Origin of the sequence: Bacteroides sp. ET71, assembly GCF_023336905.1 — a bacterium.
GTDB lineage: Bacteria > Bacteroidota > Bacteroidia > Bacteroidales > Bacteroidaceae > Bacteroides.
This window is the reverse complement of record NZ_JAMBLS010000017.1, coordinates 1-16,657: the sequence shown is the minus strand read 5'-3', so window position 1 is coordinate 16,657 and position 16,657 is coordinate 1. Positions and strand designations below refer to the sequence as shown.

General features: G+C 37.2%; 14 protein-coding genes and 1 tRNA gene. 8 read left to right on the top strand and 7 right to left on the bottom strand.

All coding sequences use genetic code 11. From position 1 onward, the window contains the following. Positions 1 to 6: 6 nt before the first annotated feature. The 3 genes from M3090_RS09865 to lon are packed head-to-tail and all read right to left on the bottom strand — an operon-like array spanning position 7 to position 4,747. The gene (locus tag M3090_RS09865) at positions 7 to 1,143 is read right to left on the bottom strand and encodes an LptF/LptG family permease (protein ID WP_249055763.1); all 1,137 of its coding nucleotides are present in this window, start codon (positions 1,141 to 1,143) and stop codon (positions 7 to 9) included. Continuing rightward, entirely contained in the window at positions 1,140 to 2,270 is a 1,131-nt protein-coding gene (tgt, locus tag M3090_RS09860; protein WP_249055761.1) for a tRNA guanosine(34) transglycosylase Tgt, read from the bottom strand. Before tgt ends, M3090_RS09865 begins: the two co-directional genes overlap by 4 nt. Further along, complete coding sequence (lon, locus tag M3090_RS09855) at positions 2,267 to 4,747, bottom strand: endopeptidase La (RefSeq protein WP_249055759.1); 2,481 nt, start codon at positions 4,745 to 4,747, stop codon at positions 2,267 to 2,269. The genes tgt and lon overlap by 4 nt, the downstream gene beginning before the upstream one ends. 170 nt (positions 4,748 to 4,917) lie before the next feature. Between lon and M3090_RS09850 the strand changes: the two genes are divergently transcribed. After that, positions 4,918 to 5,628: a tRNA1(Val) (adenine(37)-N6)-methyltransferase gene (locus M3090_RS09850; protein WP_249055756.1), complete on the top strand. Its 711-nt coding sequence runs from the start codon at positions 4,918 to 4,920 to the stop codon at positions 5,626 to 5,628. A 76-nt stretch (positions 5,629 to 5,704) separates the two neighbouring features. Beyond that, positions 5,705 to 5,779, top strand: a tRNA-Pro gene (locus M3090_RS09845). Between the two features lie 476 nt (positions 5,780 to 6,255). Here M3090_RS09845 and spt read toward each other — a convergent pair. Then, complete coding sequence (gene spt, locus M3090_RS09840) at positions 6,256 to 7,443, bottom strand: serine palmitoyltransferase (RefSeq protein ID WP_249055754.1); 1,188 nt, start codon at positions 7,441 to 7,443, stop codon at positions 6,256 to 6,258. Positions 7,444 to 7,682: 239 nt separating this feature from the next. On the opposite strand from spt, the gene M3090_RS09835 reads away from it, so the two are divergent. The 3 genes from M3090_RS09835 to M3090_RS09825 all read left to right on the top strand — a co-directional run bounded on the left by M3090_RS09835 (position 7,683) and on the right by M3090_RS09825 (position 10,960). Beyond that, positions 7,683 to 8,726, top strand: coding sequence for a diacylglycerol/lipid kinase family protein (locus tag M3090_RS09835; protein WP_249055751.1), 1,044 nt, complete (start codon positions 7,683 to 7,685; stop codon positions 8,724 to 8,726). 84 nt (positions 8,727 to 8,810) lie between these two features. Continuing rightward, on the top strand, positions 8,811 to 10,562 hold the full coding sequence (aspS, locus tag M3090_RS09830; protein WP_249055749.1) for an aspartate--tRNA ligase: 1,752 nt from the start codon (positions 8,811 to 8,813) through the stop codon (positions 10,560 to 10,562). Between the two features lie 14 nt (positions 10,563 to 10,576). Beyond that, the gene (locus M3090_RS09825) at positions 10,577 to 10,960 is read left to right on the top strand and encodes a GtrA family protein (protein WP_249055746.1); all 384 of its coding nucleotides are present in this window, start codon (positions 10,577 to 10,579) and stop codon (positions 10,958 to 10,960) included. On the opposite strand, the gene M3090_RS09820 is transcribed toward M3090_RS09825, so the two are convergent. Both M3090_RS09820 and M3090_RS09815 read right to left on the bottom strand, forming a co-directional pair. Continuing rightward, complete coding sequence (locus M3090_RS09820) at positions 10,950 to 11,837, bottom strand: carbon-nitrogen hydrolase (RefSeq protein WP_249055742.1); 888 nt, start codon at positions 11,835 to 11,837, stop codon at positions 10,950 to 10,952. The two genes, M3090_RS09825 and M3090_RS09820, sit on opposite strands and share 11 nt — an antisense overlap. Before the next feature lie 31 nt (positions 11,838 to 11,868). Further along, entirely contained in the window at positions 11,869 to 12,990 is a 1,122-nt protein-coding gene (locus M3090_RS09815) for an agmatine/peptidylarginine deiminase (protein WP_249055740.1), read from the bottom strand. 355 nt (positions 12,991 to 13,345) lie between these two features. Here M3090_RS09815 and M3090_RS09810 point away from each other — a divergent pair, with 355 nt between their 5' ends. Together M3090_RS09810 and M3090_RS09805 are read left to right on the top strand one after the other, a co-directional pair. Next, positions 13,346 to 14,131, top strand: a complete 786-nt coding sequence (locus tag M3090_RS09810) for a Nif3-like dinuclear metal center hexameric protein (protein WP_249055737.1) — start codon at positions 13,346 to 13,348, stop codon at positions 14,129 to 14,131. Between the two features lie 11 nt (positions 14,132 to 14,142). Further along, entirely contained in the window at positions 14,143 to 14,976 is an 834-nt protein-coding gene (locus M3090_RS09805; protein ID WP_249055726.1) for a zinc ribbon domain-containing protein, read from the top strand. Between the two features lie 8 nt (positions 14,977 to 14,984). Here M3090_RS09805 and M3090_RS09800 read toward each other — a convergent pair whose 3' ends face one another. Next, complete coding sequence (locus M3090_RS09800; protein WP_249055724.1) at positions 14,985 to 15,434, bottom strand: type I restriction enzyme HsdR N-terminal domain-containing protein; 450 nt, start codon at positions 15,432 to 15,434, stop codon at positions 14,985 to 14,987. Positions 15,435 to 15,561: 127 nt separating this feature from the next. Here M3090_RS09800 and holA point away from each other — a divergent pair, with 127 nt between their 5' ends. Beyond that, a complete protein-coding gene (gene holA / locus M3090_RS09795) occupies positions 15,562 to 16,581 on the top strand; it encodes a DNA polymerase III subunit delta (RefSeq protein WP_249055721.1) in 1,020 nt (339 codons plus the stop codon). Positions 16,582 to 16,657 lie beyond the last annotated feature (76 nt).

The following is a 16,657-nucleotide window of genomic DNA, read 5'->3' as shown; positions in this document are numbered from 1 at the left end:
AACGATTTATTTAGGTGCCTTTTGATATAGATAGAAAGCAATAAAAGAATAAAGAATATTTGGAATCCAAACAGCAATAGCAGGAGGCATATTTCCATTCACAGCAAAAGTAGAAGCAATAGTTTGAAATAAAATATATGAAAAACTTAATGCCAGACCTATACCTAAATGCAGTCCCATCCCCCCCTTAGTTTTACGTGAAGAAAGTGAGACGCCAATCAGTGTTAGTATGAATGAAGCAAAAGACATGGCAATGCGTTTATGATATTCAATTTCGAATTCTTTAATATTAGCAAAGCCTCGTTGTTTTTGTCTATCTATATATTCACTCAATTGAGGACTTGTCAACATTTCTTGCTGATTTTTCATAATCAGGAAATCAGCAGGTTCCATAAAAAGAGTGGTATCAATTCGAGCTCCCTGAGTAATTATTTCCTTCATTCCATCCATTTCACGAATCATATAATCCTTCACAATCCACTTATGTACGGCAGCAGTATCATATGTAATGCTTCTGGCTGTCAAATGAGAAACGAGTTGCTTTCCTTTAAATTTATCTAGTGAAAAACGATACCCCGTATTACTGTAATTTTCAAAACGATCAATATATGCGATGACTCCACTATCTACTTCTAATTGGATATTACGTGCCGTATTCATTTTTCTCGACTTATAATATTTGTCTTCAAAGTTGATACGAGTAACGCTTCCTTTAGGAATAATATAAGCACCTAAACCAAATGTCACAACAGCTATAATAGCAGCAGATAACATATATGGTCGTAGCATACGCTTAAAACTCATTCCAGTGGAAAACATGGCAATAATTTCAGAGTTTTCTGCCAGCTTCGAAGTAAAAAAAATGACAGCAATGAATACAAAAAGAGGGCTAAATAAGTTGGCAAAATAAGGTATAAAATTCAGATAATAGTCAAAGATAATAGCACTCCAAGGTGCATCATGCGACATAAAGCGATCTTGCTTTTCATTAAAATCAAATACTACCGCAATAGAGATAATCAATGCAATGGCGAAGACATAAGTCCCCAAGAATTTCTTCATGATATACCAATCTAAGCGCTTTAAAAGCTTTTCTTCAGGCCATTTCATTTTTCTCAATATAGGCAATTTTAATAGCGTCATAATCTTGTAGATATACGTTTTACCATAACTGCTTTCCACGTCGCAAAGTCACCGGCAATAATATGCTGTCGAGCTTCGTTTACTAACCAAAGATAAAAAGCTAAATTATGCACAGAGGCTATTTGCATAGCTAACATTTCCTGAGCATGAAACAAATGTCGCAAATATGCCTTAGAATATAAAGTATCCACATATGACGCACCATTTGCTTCGATAGGAGAAAAGTCTGCTTCCCATTTCTTATTACGCATATTCAGTATGCCATCTTTGGTAAACAGCATCCCGTTGCGCCCGTTTCGAGTAGGCATTACACAATCAAACATATCCACACCACGTTCTATACCTTCCAATATATTAACAGGTGTACCGACTCCCATTAGATATCGAGGCTTGTCTTTAGGAAGAATACCATTGACCAGTTCTATCATTTCATACATCTTTTCTACTGGCTCTCCTACTGCTAACCCTCCAATTGCATTTCCATCTGCATTCTTAGAAGCAACAAATTCTGCGGATTGAGTACGTAAATCACGAAAAACGCATCCTTGCACAATGGGAAAGAGAGATTGTTTATACCCATACTTAGGCTCTGTTTCATTAAAGCGCTGAATACAACGATCTAACCAACGGTGAGTTAACCCTAATGACTGCTTCGCATATTCATAGTTAGAATTACCTGGAGGACATTCATCAAAAGCCATCATAATATCTGCACCAATTGTACGTTCAATGTCCATAACCTTTTCAGGGGTGAAAAAGTGTTTACTACCATCTATATGTGAACGAAATTCAGCTCCTTCTTCGTACAATTTACGTATACCAGCTAATGAAAAAACCTGAAAACCTCCACTATCTGTTAATATTGGACGGTCAAAACCATTAAAACGATGTAAACCTCCTGCTTTTTCAATGATATCCAAGCCTGGACGCAAATATAAATGGTAAGTATTTCCTAAAATAATTTGCGCTTTTATATCTTGTTTCAATTCTGACAAATGAACTCCCTTTACAGTGCCAACTGTTCCTACCGGCATAAAAATAGGAGTCTTTATTGTTCCATGATCTGTGGTGATTAGCCCAGCTCGTGCATTTGTCTTATTGTCTATATATTGTAATTTGAATATCATCCTTTATTTTCGCCTTTTTCTTTTTTTACTTTAAAATCAATAGCATCCACCACTTTTTCATTTGTTAAAGCTATTGATAACACTTCTTTGATATCTCTTACATAATAAAAAGTCAACCCTTTCAGATAGATTTCTGGAATCTCTTCGATGTTTTTTCTATTTTCTTCACACAAAATAATTTCCTTGATCCCAGCTCGCTTAGCTGCTAGAATTTTTTCTTTAATTCCACCGACCGGAAGAACTTTGCCACGTAATGTAATTTCTCCTGTCATTGCTAAATTAGCTTTAACTTTACGTTGGGTTAAAGCAGATGCTAAGGACGTTACCATAGTAATGCCTGCAGAAGGTCCGTCTTTAGGAATTGCCCCTTCAGGTACATGAATATGGATATTCCAATTATCAAATATTTCATCATCAATATTTAATAAAGAAGCATGAGCTTTAAGGTACTCTAATGCTAACATTGCAGATTCCTTCATTACATCTCCTAAATTGCCTGTCAAGGTCAAACGGCCTCCCTTCCCTCTACTAAGGCTTGTTTCAACAAACAGGATTTCTCCTCCTACAGCAGTCCATGCAAGTCCAGTTACAACACCAGCATATTCATTCCCTTGATATTTATCTCGAGTATATTCTGGAGCTCCCAGAAAACCATATAAATCTTCTGGTTTAATTTCTGTCTTTTCAAAAGATCCTTCTGTTGCATATTGTCGCGCCAACTTACGCAAAATTTTTCCTATTTTCTTTTCCAGCTCACGCACACCACTTTCTCGAGTATAATTTTCAATTATAGCCTCTAAAGTTGCTTTAGGAAATTTGATCGCATTTTTTTTCATGCCATTAGCCTCTAGCTCTTTGGGTACCAGATGGCGACGTGCAATCTCTATTTTTTCTTCTGTTATGTATCCACTAACCTCTATTAATTCCATACGATCTAACAATGGACCAGGAATAGAATTCAAATTATTGGCTGTGGCAATAAACATAACTTTGGATAAATCATAATCAACATCCAAAAAGTTGTCATGGAATGTAGTATTTTGTTCAGGATCTAAGACTTCCAATAAAGCTGAAGAAGGATCGCCTTGCCGATCAGAAGTAACCTTATCTATTTCATCTAAAATAAAAACCGGATTAGATGAACCAGCCTTAATCAAACTTTTAATAATTCGGCCAGGCATAGCACCTATATAAGTTTTACGGTGTCCCCGTATTTCGGCTTCATCATGTACCCCTCCTAAAGACATACGGATGTATTTTCTCTTTAAAGCTGCAGCAATAGAACGGCCTAAAGAAGTTTTTCCGACTCCTGGAGGTCCGTATAAACAGATAATTGGAGATTTCATATCTCCTTTTAGTTTTAATACAGAAAGATGCTCTAATATTCGTTCTTTGACTTTTTCTAATCCATAATGATCTTTATTCAGGATTTTTTCCGCATTTTTCAAATTTAAATTATCTGTAGTGTAAATTCCCCATGGCAAACTTAGCATAGTTTGAAGGTAGTTTAATTGTACACTATAGTCAGGCGATTGTGAATGAGTACGTTCAAGTTTATCTACTTCTTTCAGAAACACTTTCTTAACTTCTTCACTCCATTTTACAGTTTCAGCCTTAGCGCGCATTTCTTCTATTTCCTGTTCTTGAGAAGCACCGCCCAATTCATCTTGAATAGTCTTAATTTGTTGCTGCAAAAAATATTCACGTTGCTGCTGATCTATATCTTCACGAGCACGCATTTGAATAGATTCTTTAATCTCTGCTAATTGAACTTCCTTATTCAGAATTTCTAATAAACGATAAGTTCGTTCGCGTAAAGAATTGATTTGTAGTAGCTCTATTTTTTCATCTTTCTTTAATGGTAAATTTGTACATATAAAATCCACCAGAAACATTGGATTGCTAATATTCCGAATAGCAAACGAAGATTCTTGTGGAAACATTTCTGATGTTTTAATATATTTCACCGTTAAATCTTTACACGCCTCTACCAAAGCCTGAAATTCACGATCAGTTTTATCAGGAAGTACTTCATCTAATAACGTAATACTACCTTTTAAATAGGGGTCCGTATTTGTAATCTGCTTTAGTTCCATTCGTTTAGACCCTTGAAGGATAACAGTTGTTGTCTGATCTGGCATCTCAAGAGTACGGACAATCTTAGCTACAGTTCCTATATGATGTAAATCCTCGAACTGAGGATTTTCAGTTTCAGATATTTTTTGACATACAACAGCAATATATGAGTTTTTCTTTTCAGCATCACGCACTAATTTTAGTGAAGATACTCTTCCCAACGAAACAGGCATAAATACACCTGGGAACAGTACCATATTTCGTAGCGGCAATATGGGCAAAATATCCTCCACTTTAATATCCATCAGTTGCTCTTCATTCCCATCAAAGTCTGCAATCACAGAAAATGAATTTCCACTGCCTTTATTTTCGCTATTGAATAGGTAATTTCTTTTTTTCATTTTGTTTTTAATTATGCCAGTTATAACAGACAAATAAAAAGTGTCTGCAAAGTTAAACTATTTAATTTATAATAAGCTCCTCGCTTTATTTAAAAACACAAAAACAATGCCACTTTTGAAGTTATTCAATCGATATTGTGTATTTTTGAAGCAATTTAAAAACAGAGCATATGTCAAACGACTTCTTTAAGTTTAAACAATTTACAATCTTTCATGATCGTTGTGGAATGAAAGTTGGAACAGACGGGGTTTTATTAGGTGCGTGGGTAAATGTAGAAAATGTTCAACGAATTTTGGATGTAGGAACAGGCAGTGGGTTAATATCGTTACAAATAGCTCAACGAAATAAGAATACAAAACTTGTAGCTATTGAGATTGATAAAGAAACGGCGAATCAGGCTTTGGAGAATGTTGAGGCTTCTCCTTGGAGAAATAGAATCCAAATCATATGTAAAAATTTCCGGTACTATGATGATATTGAGAAATTTGATGCCATTGTGTCAAATCCTCCTTACTTTATCGATGCCTTACGTTCTTTAGATATCAAACGGCGACTGGCACGTCATGTAGAGGAGCTTAACTATAATTTATTATTTCAACATTCTAAATCATTATTGAACCCGCAGGGGGCTATTTCTATCATCATTCCATCCGAACTGGAGAGATTAGTCTTAAATACGGCATGGGAATATGATTTTTATCTTTCCCGAAGAACTAATGTTTATACCAGTCCCTTAAAAACATGTCGTCGAATATTGTTTGAGTTCAAAACTCAGCAGACCAAATGCGAAGTAAATGAACTATACATAAAGGATGGAGAAGGGAAATATTCAGATGAATATGTTGCTTTGACTCACGATTTCTATTTATATATGGATTGAGTCAGTTCATACAATAAAAAAGAGAAGAAATTTGTCGAAACCAAACAAAATTTTTATCTTTGCAGCCGATTTAACGCGGGGTGTAGCGCAGTCCGGTTAGCGCACCTGCTTTGGGAGCAGGGTGTCGCAGGTTCGAATCCTGTCACCCCGACAATGAAAATCAGGTCATTCCAAAACAATTTTGGGATGACCTGATTTTTTATTTCCAAGATAAGATTGTTAAAAAAACAGGAAGATGATTGTCTGATTTTCCCCTTTAAAATATTTCTGTCCTGTTGTTTCCCTCAAATATTGCTTTAATTAAAAAGCCAAGGATTCTTTTTATTGAGCAAAAAGAGTGCCCTTCTTAAAGAAGGGGATGGTTAATATACTATACTTCGCATATTGAACTACCGTACTTCGCATACTTAACTACTGTACTTCATATACCGAATTACTGTACTTCATATACCGAATTACTGTACTTCATATACCGAACTACTGTACTTCGCATACCGAACTACTGTACTTCATGACATCAGGTTACACAGAAAACCCGGACAAAATAGGTTAGGGATAAGTTGTATTAAATAAAAAGCCCGCATTTCTATAACAGAAATGCGAGCCCTCCCTTTAAGGATAAAATATTTAGTGGATAATATCCAATACTTTAAAACATTTAGTTAGCTTCTCGACTGCATAATCTACTTGTTCTTTTGTATGAGTAGCCATCAACGCAACACGTACTAAAGTATCTTGAGGTGCACATGCAGGAGGAATAACAGGATTAATGAAAATTCCTTCATCAAAAGCCAATTTTGTCACCATAAATGTTTTATCTGTATCACGTACGTATAGGGGGATAATAGGAGACTGAGTATCACCGATTTCAAAACCTGCTTCACGAAAACGTTTTAATGCATAATTTGTTATTTCCCACAAACGTTGATTTCGTTCAGGTTCTGTTCGAATGATGCGTAAAGCCTCACGCGCAGCGGCTGTAGCAGCAGGTGTATTACTTGCTTGAAATATATAAGAACGAGCATTGTGACGTAGCCAATTTATGACTTCTTTATCACCCGCAACAAAGCCTCCAATAGATGCCAAAGATTTACTAAAAGTTCCCATGATGAGATCCACATCATCTGTCACGCCAAAATAATCACAGACTCCACGACCTTCTTTGCCAAAGACACCTATGCCATGGGCTTCATCTACATAAATGCTAGCATTATATTTTTTCTTTAAGCGAACTATTTCAGGTAAATTTGCCAAATCACCTTCCATAGAAAAGACACCATCTACAATAATTAATTTCACAGCATCTGGGTCACATTTTTGGAGTTCTTTCTCCAAAGCGCCCATATCATTGTGTTTATATTTCAACTGTGTAGCAAAAGAAAGACGTCTTCCATCAACAATAGATGCATGATCACGGTCATCACAAATAATATAATCGCCACGGCTTACTAATTGCGGGATAACTCCTTCATTCACCGTAAATCCAGTGGAGAAACAAAGAGCTTCATCCTTGCCAACAAATTCAGCTAGTTCCTTTTCTAATTCTACATGTATATCAAGCGTTCCGTTTAATAAACGAGATCCAGCACACCCCGTCCCATATTTGTCTGTTGCGGCTTTAGCAGCTTCGATAATTCGTTTATCATATGTCAATCCCATGTAAGCATTCGAGCCAAACATTAATACTCTCCTGCCATCCATAATTACTTCCGTGTCCTGATGGCTATCTATCGTACGGAAATAAGGATATACGCCTTTAGCCATAAATTGTTGTGGCACATCGTATTTTGCAAATTTGTCTTGTAATAACCCCATGAAATATTGTTTTACTATGAATACTTATTCCTAACAAATAAATTTTTGCTATGCATTTCTTTTTTAAAACAGCGTGCAAAGATAGCAAAATATGTCGTTATACTCTTCATTTGGTTTGAAAAAACAATGTGTTTCCTATAAAAAAAGCAGTTTAGTAACTTCAAAAAGCAAAAGAAGATTTCAATTTAATAAGAATTACATTACCTTTGCATTACAAACCTTCAAAAACCTCTCTTTATATGGACGTTAAGAAGCAAATAGTGTTTATTGTAAATCCCAAATCTGGACTCTTAGATAAGCAACAAATCTTAAACTGGATTGAAAAAAGATTAAACCAGGACCTTTTTGAACCAACATTTTTTCATACTGAATATGCTGGCCATGCATCAGAAATAGCTGCTCATGCAGCCCGAAAGGGGATATTTGCAGTTATTGCAATTGGGGGAGATGGAACCATTAATGAAATTGCCCGTTCTCTTATTCACACCCAAACGGCATTAGGGATAATTCCTTGCGGTTCAGGGAATGGTTTAGCTCGTCACTTACAAATACCGTTAGACCCAAGAAAAGCTATTGATATTATAAATGAACAAGTCATAGAAAATATAGATTATGGACTCATTAATGACACTCCTTTTTTTTGTACATGTGGAGTAGGATTTGATGCTCTTGTCAGTCTGCAATTCTCAAGAGCAGGAAAAAGGGGGCCTCTTACTTATTTGGAGAAAACTCTGTCTGAGAGCCTAAAATATCATCCGGAAACTTACGAATTAAAAATGGATGGAAGCATGTCGCGCTATAAAGCTTTTCTTATAGCTTGTGGTAATGCTTCACAATATGGGAATAATGCATATATAACTCCACAGGCAACATTGGATGACGGTTTATTAGATGTTACGATTTTAGAACCATTCACAATATTGGATGTACCAACATTAGCTTTTCAGTTGTTTCATAAAACAATTAATCAAAATAGTCGAATCAAAACATTCCGGTGTCAAAAATTAAATATTCATAGAAACAAGCCGGGCGTAGTACATTATGATGGTGACCCTGTTGTCATGGGAGTTGATATTGAAGTAAAAATTGTAAAAAAGGAATTGCGAGTCATTGTTCCTCAAAATGCTGAACATGACACACCAAATGTTTTTCAAAGAGCTCAAGATTATATTAACGGACTAAAGCAGCTAAATAAAATGTACCTTCAGAAGATGAACGAAGAGTGGAAAGAACGTGAGATGCCTTGGTTTTGGAAAAGCGATGAAAATAAAATCGAGAAATGAAAAAAATCTCTTCATAGTACTCTATGAAAGTTTTTTGTGTACTTTTGCATAACAATTATTTGTAAACACTTATATATATAAAATATGTATAGATCACACACATGCGGGGAACTCCGTATTTCAAATGTAAATCAAGAAGTTACATTATCTGGATGGGTGCAGCGTAGTCGCAAAATGGGAGGAATGACCTTTATTGACATACGAGATCGCTTTGGAATTACTCAATTGGTCTTCAACGAAAACTTGGATGCTGCTCTTTGTGAACAAGCCAATCATCTTGGACGTGAATACGTGATTCAAGTTACTGGTATAGTAAATGAACGTTTCAGTAAAAATAAAAATATTCCAACGGGAGATATTGAAATAATAGTATCTGCGTTGCATATACTTAACACATCATTAACTCCTCCTTTTACGATTGAAGATAATACTGATGGTGGAGATGATATCCGAATGAAATATCGTTATTTGGATTTGCGGCGTAACATTGTTCGAAAGAATTTAGAACTTCGCCACAAAATGACTATTGAAGTACGCAAATACCTAGATTCAAAGGGATTCATTGAAGTTGAAACTCCTATTTTAGTAGGTTCTACTCCCGAAGGAGCACGTGATTTCGTTGTACCGTCACGCATGAATCCCGGACAATTTTATGCTTTACCTCAAAGCCCGCAAACTCTTAAGCAATTATTAATGGTTTCGGGGTTCGATCGCTATTTTCAAATTGCAAAATGTTTCCGTGACGAAGATTTGCGCGCAGACCGTCAACCTGAATTTACTCAAATCGATTGTGAAATGTCTTTTGTTGAGCAAGACGATGTCATTAATCTATTTGAAGGTATGACTAAATATCTTTTTAAAACCATTCGTGGTGTAGAATTGGCAGAACCATTTCAGCGTATGCCATGGTCTGAAGCTATGAAATATTATGGGAGTGATAAACCAGATTTACGTTTCGACATGAAGTTTGTCGAGCTAATGGACATATTAAAAGGCCATGGTTTTTCAGTCTTTGATAGTGCAACTTATATTGGAGGTATTTGTGCAGAAGGAGCGGCGCATTATACACGTAAACAGATAGATGCGCTTACTGATTTTGTAAAAAGGCCCCAAATAGGAGCTAAGGGATTGGTATATGCCCGTGTAGAAGCTGATGGACATGTCAAATCCAGTGTCGATAAATTCTATACACAAGATGTATTACAAGAGCTGAAGGCTGCATTCAATGCTAAACCAGGAGATTTGATTCTAATTTTGAGCGGTGAAGATACAATGAAGACCCGCAAACAGCTTTGTGAACTCCGCCTTGAAGTAGCCAATCAATTGGGATTAAGAGATAAAGATAAATTTGCCCTTTTGTGGGTCGTAGATTTTCCGATGTTTGAGTGGAGCGAAGAAGAAGGCCGACTAATGGCCATGCATCATCCATTTACGCACCCAAAAGATGAAGATATTCCTCTGCTGGATACAAATCCAGAAGCAGTACGGGCTGATGCTTATGATATGGTATGCAATGGCATAGAAGTTGGTGGAGGCTCTATTCGTATTCATGATGCTAAATTGCAAGAGAAGATGTTCGAAATATTAGGTTTTACACCAGAACGTGCCCAGGAGCAATTTGGTTTCTTAATGAATGCTTTTAAGTATGGCGCTCCTCCCCATGGAGGATTAGCGTACGGGTTAGATCGTTGGGTCAGCATATTTGCAGGCTTAGACAGTATACGTGACTGCATTGCTTTCCCTAAAAACAACAGTGGTCGTGACGTTATGTTAGATGCTCCTTCTTGTTTGGAAACGAAACAATTAGAAGAACTAAAGTTAATTGTGAAAGAATAATAATAGGGAAGGAGTTGAAAAGAACTACCCAGATATTCCGTTTTGCGGTAATCGGTACATTAAATGCACTGATTACCGCATTTGTCGTATGGATAATGATGCATATATTAGATGTCAATTATCGTCTTTCTAATATTAGTGCATACGTTATAGCTCAAACGCATAACTTTATCTGGTCTAAATATTGGATATTTCCTACCAATAAAAAGAGCAACACTTGGCGTCAAGTATTGCTCTTTACCATTGCTTTTGGGGTCTCTTACATGGCCCAATTTCTTTTCTTAATCGGATTAGTAGAAGGATTGGGATGCAATGAATATCTAGCCCAATTTTTAGGTCTTTTTGTTTATGGAGGTGTTCAGTTTATAATGAACAAGCAGCTAACATTCAATCTATAAAACGTTTTGTTAGCTCTTGATAAGCATCGATGCGGCGATCACGCAAAAAAGGCCACCAACGACGTACATTTTCCGAGCGTTCTAAATCGATTTGTACAACCAAGTTTTCTGGGCGAAGATTTTCGGCTTTTGCTAAAATTTCGCCTTGAGGCCCCGTTACAAAACTATTTCCCCAAAACAGAATACCATTGGTTTGACCCGAGGGGTCTGGTTCATGTCCGACTCTATTAACGCTGATAACAGGCAAGCCATTTGATACAGCATGTGCACGTTGGATGGTGATCCAGGCATTTAGTTGACGCTCTTTTTCGTCATCGGTATCTGTGCTTTCCCAACCAATGGCTGTAGGATAGATTAAAATTTCCGCTCCCTTTAGTGCCATTAACCGGGCTGCCTCTGGATACCATTGATCCCAGCAAACCAGTACTCCTAAACAACCTACTGAAGTTTGTATGGGTTCAAAACCTAAGTCTCCTGGAGTGAAGTAGAATTTTTCATAATATGCAGGATCGTCAGGAATATGCATTTTACGATATTTTCCAGCAATACTTCCGTCTTTTTCAAATACGACGGCTGTGTTGTGATAAAGCCCAGGAGCACGTTTCTCAAATAATGAAGTTACAAGTACAATGTTTAATGATGCAGCTAATTCAGAAAAGAAGCCAGTGGAAGGGCCAGGAATCGGTTCTGCCAAGTCAAAAAGTCGCGTATCTTCTGTCTGACAGAAATAAAGTGTATTGTGCAATTCCTGAAGAACCACGAGTTCTGCACCGTGTGCAGCACAAGTTTCAATACTATGTGCCAAGTGCATCAGATTTTCATGCATATTAGCTGTATTAGCTTGTTGGATGATTCCGACTTTCAATATTCTTGCCATAAAAGTTATATTATTGGTTAGATGTTACTTTTTATTTGATAACTCCCATAGGATATTGCATTGTTACGCAGTGTAGAGAACCATGTTGCCGGATGAGCGGTAAGCAATTTATTCCTACAATATCATGTTTAGGAAAAGCTTTCTGTAACATGATACCTGCTTCTTGATCTTTTTGCGGTTGATTGTATGTTGGATAAAGCACCGCATCATTCAAAATAAGAAAATTTGCATAAGTGGCAGGTAAACGTTCACCATTTATCAGGATAGGATCTGGCAGAGGCAGAGGAAACAGGCGATAAGGTTTGCCGTCAATAGTTCGCATGGCGGTTAATTCTTTTTCCATTTGTGCCAATTCTTCATAATGTTCGTCTGAAGGGTTGTCGCAACAGACATAAGCGATGCTTTCCGGATCACAAAAACGCGCCAATGTATCTATATGACTATCGGTGTCATCTCCTGCCAAAAAACCATGATTCAACCATAAAATCCGTTGTAAATGGAAAGTAGAACACAGGTATTCTTCTATTTCTGCCTGATTCATCTGTCCGTTTCTATTAGGTGAAAGCAGACAACGGCTGGTTGTGAGTAATGTCCCCATACCATCGCTTTCAATAGAACCTCCTTCTAACACGAAGCCTAACCGATTTAAATATTCTCCGTGTAAGGCTCCTGATTGTATCAGATGGCGCGTAATAAGATTATCTTTATCGGCAGCAAACTTCAACCCCCAACCGTTAAACGTAAAGTCCAACAAACATGGGCCATTGGTATCCAGCATGGTAATGGCTCCATGATCTCGTGCCCAAGTATCGTTCGTGGGACAGGCCGCAAAACGTACATTAGACATCTGTACACCGGCTTTTATAAGCTGTCTTTCTATTTCTTCCGGCTGCGGATGCACCACTAAGAGGCGTTCGCGTGAAGCAATCTCGCGGGCAATAGTAATAAAGCATGCTTCCACTTCATCCAACATTCCGGTCCAATCGGTATCTTCATGCGGCCACGTTAGTTGTACGCCACTTTGCAAAGCCCATTCTGCCGGCAACAACGGAGCACACGTTTCTATTTGGTATCCTACATTTTTGTCAAAACGTACTTGATATTCTTTTTCTCCGGTTGTTCCTCCTAATGGTAATCCTACGAAATATCCCATATAACTATTCTTTTTATTATGATGGTGCAAAGATACACTGTCTTAACCACATCGCAAAGTTATTTGATATGCTTATTCAAAGGATACAAGAGTTTAGAAAATCTACATCTTCAGCCTGAAGATGTAGATCTTTAGGTTAGAGATATAGAACTCTAGCCTAGAGATGAACATCTTTAGGCTAAAGATAAACCTTATTCCACTACTTAACAAATATTTCTAATACATTGGCAAATTCTTTGTCTCTAACTTAAGCATCCCCAGCTCCCTATCGCCGAAAATGAGAATTTTCCATCTGCATCTGTTTTTTTATTTCTCGTTTTTTCCTACCTTTGCACCCAAAAATCATGCGAATCTGATGAAAATCAAGGAAATCATAGATGCCCTTGAGCATTTCGCGCCCTTGCCCTTGCAAGACAGCTTTGATAATGCAGGCTTGCAAACGGGACTGACAGGGACGGAAGCTACAGGGGCATTGTTGTGTTTAGACGTCACGGAAGCTGTTCTGGATGAAGCAATCTCTCAAGGGATAAACTTTATTATAGCACACCATCCATTGCTGTTTCATCCATTAAAAGCTCTGACAGGACGTACTGAGGTAGAACGTTGCGTTATGAGAGCCATACGTAACGATATTGCCATTTACGCATCCCATACAAATTTGGATAATGCGGAAGGAGGCGTGAACTACAAGATTGCTGAAATAATAGGTCTGACTGATGTCCACATCTTAAGCCCCCGTGAAAATAAACCAGAAACTGGAGCAGGTGTTATCGGACGACTGAAAGAACCCGAAGAAGAAACAGAATTTCTTCTTCGGCTAAAAAAACTCTTCAATGCATCTTGCCTTATGTACAATAATCGTTTGCAAAAACGAGAAGTACATACAATAGCATTATGCGGAGGAGCTGGTGCTTTTCTTATTCCTCAGGCTATACAAGCTGGCGCAGACGTTTTTGTCACAGGAGAAATCAAGTACCACGAATTCCAAGGACATGCGAATGACATCCTCTTAGCAAGCCTTGGCCATTTCGAGAGCGAACAATATACTGTAGATTTATTAGAAAGTGTTATTCACAATGCTTTTCCTCAGTTGCTGGTACGAAAAACGCAAATAAATACTAATCCTATTAAATACATGTAAATATAGAAAATATGGCTACAACAAAAGAAGTAAAAAAGAATCCACAAGAGCTGTCAGTGGAAGAAAAACTGAAAGCTTTATTCCAGTTGCAAACGATGTTGTCCAAAATAGACGACATTAAAACTTTAAGAGGTGAACTGCCTTTAGAAGTACAAGACTTGGAAGATGAAATAGCCGGACTGAATACTCGTATAGAAAGATTGAAAGGTGAGATAGCCGAGTTAAAAACCTCCATTGCAGGCAAAAAAGTAGAAATAGAAGCTGCCAAATCCTCCATCAGTAAATATAAAGAACAGCAAGACAACGTTCGCAATAATCGTGAATATGACTTCTTGAGTAAAGAAATTGAATTTCAAACTCTCGAAATGGAATTGTGCGAGAAACGCATTCGGGAATTCTCAGAACAAGAAAAGGAGAAAAACGAAGAAGTCGAAAAATGCACAACTAAATTAGAAGAGCGTGCCAAAGATTTGGAAGCCAAAAAAGGAGAACTGGATGAAATCATAGCAGAAACCAAACAAGAGGAAGAACTTCTGCGTGATAAAGCCAAAGAATTGGAAACAAAAATAGACCCTCGTTTGCTACAATCTTTCAAACGGATTCGGAAAAACTCACGCAACGGTTTAGGTATTGTCTACGTGCAACGTGATGCATGCGGCGGATGCTTTAATAAAATTCCCCCTCAGCGTCAGTTAGACATCCGTTCACGTAAGAAAATTATAGTTTGTGAATATTGTGGCCGTATCATGATTGACCCTGAGTTGGCAGGTGTAACATCTGAGGCTAAAACAGATATGACTAAAGAAAAAACAACACGCAAACGAAAACTTACAACTGAAGCGTAAAAAAAATTTCAAAGTTCTGCATAGCACGGTATTGCAGGAAGGAAAGCATAACTTTCACGGTCATAATCCATGCGGCAGCAATAATGGCATACTCCATTACTCACTATCAGATAATTGACTTGTAACACCAGATTATAACGATATATTTGATCAAAAACAGCCTGAGTAATTTCTATGTGAGGAGCCTTGTATTCAATAATCATCTGCGGTGTGAGATCGCGCTTGTATAGCACGGTATCACACCGTTTTTTTGTTCCATTCAATGCTAATTGTACTTCGTTAGCCATCAGAGCCTTAGGATATCCCTTATGTTCCAACAAAAAATGAATGAAATTCTGTCGGACCCATTCTTCTGGCGTTAATGCCACATAACGACGGCGTATAACATCAAAGATGACATGTTTTCCACCGGCTTTCTTTATTTTAGCCTCGAAAGTAGGGAGATTTAATGATAACATTGCTATATTTGTACGATTTTGGAAGATGATCCTTTTTTCTGGGGACAAAAATACATAAAATCACTCAATATGAAAAACAGGATCCTATTCTCTTCCTATAAAAATTATATAGCAAAATTCAAATGTCATGCCTCAACAAGAAGTTACTTTTGAAAGCATCTTTAAAGAATTAAAAGCAAAAAAATATTACCCAATCTACTACCTGATGGGGGAAGAGCCTTATTACATAGACCTCATTTCTGATTATATTGCCAACCATGTTCTTACTGAAACAGAAAAAGAGTTTAACCAAACTATAGTCTATGGTGCAGATACGGACATAGCATCCATTATCAACGCGGCTAAACGATATCCAATGATGTCAGAATACCAAGTCGTAATCGTCAAAGAAGCACAAGCCCTGCGGAATTTGGATGAATTATCTTACTATCTTCAGAAACCACTGATGTCAACAATCTTAGTAATCTGTCATAAACACGGTGCGTTAGACAAACGTAAGAAGTTGGCAATTGAAATCGAGAAAAAAGGGATTCTATTTGAATCTAAACGATTAAAGGAATTTCAGCTTCCTACCTTCATCAATTCTTACATGAAACGTCGAGGAGTCGATATAGAATCTAAAGCCATTTCCATGCTGGCAGAATTTGTAGGAACAGACTTGAGCCGCTTGGCAGGAGAAATGGAAAAACTTATCATCACACTTCCTAAAAATCAAACACGGGTCACCCCAGAACAAATAGAAAAAAATATTGGCATAAGCAAAGATTATAATAACTTTGAGCTTCGGGCAGCTTTAATAGAAAAAGATGTAGTGAAAGCAAATCGTATCGTAAAATACTTCGAAGAAAATCTGAAAACTAATCCAATACAATTAACATTATCCTCACTCTTTGTCTTTTTCTCAAATTTGATGCTAGCTTATTACGCGCCCGATAAATCTGAGCAGGGCATAGCGTCATTCCTTGGTTTGAAAGCTTCTTGGCAGTCGCGTGAATATCAAACAGCAATGCGCAGTTACAGTGGAGTAAAAACGATGCATATCATAAGTTACATTCGATATGCCGATGCTCAATCAAAAGGAATACAAAATAGTTCTACAAATGATGGTGAAATTTTGCGTGAACTTATTTTCAAGATTTTGCATTAACTCATATTCCCGAGAAAAATATTCATGTAATAAATAGATAAGTCTGTTCTCTCTATATTCATTCTAGAAAGGTATT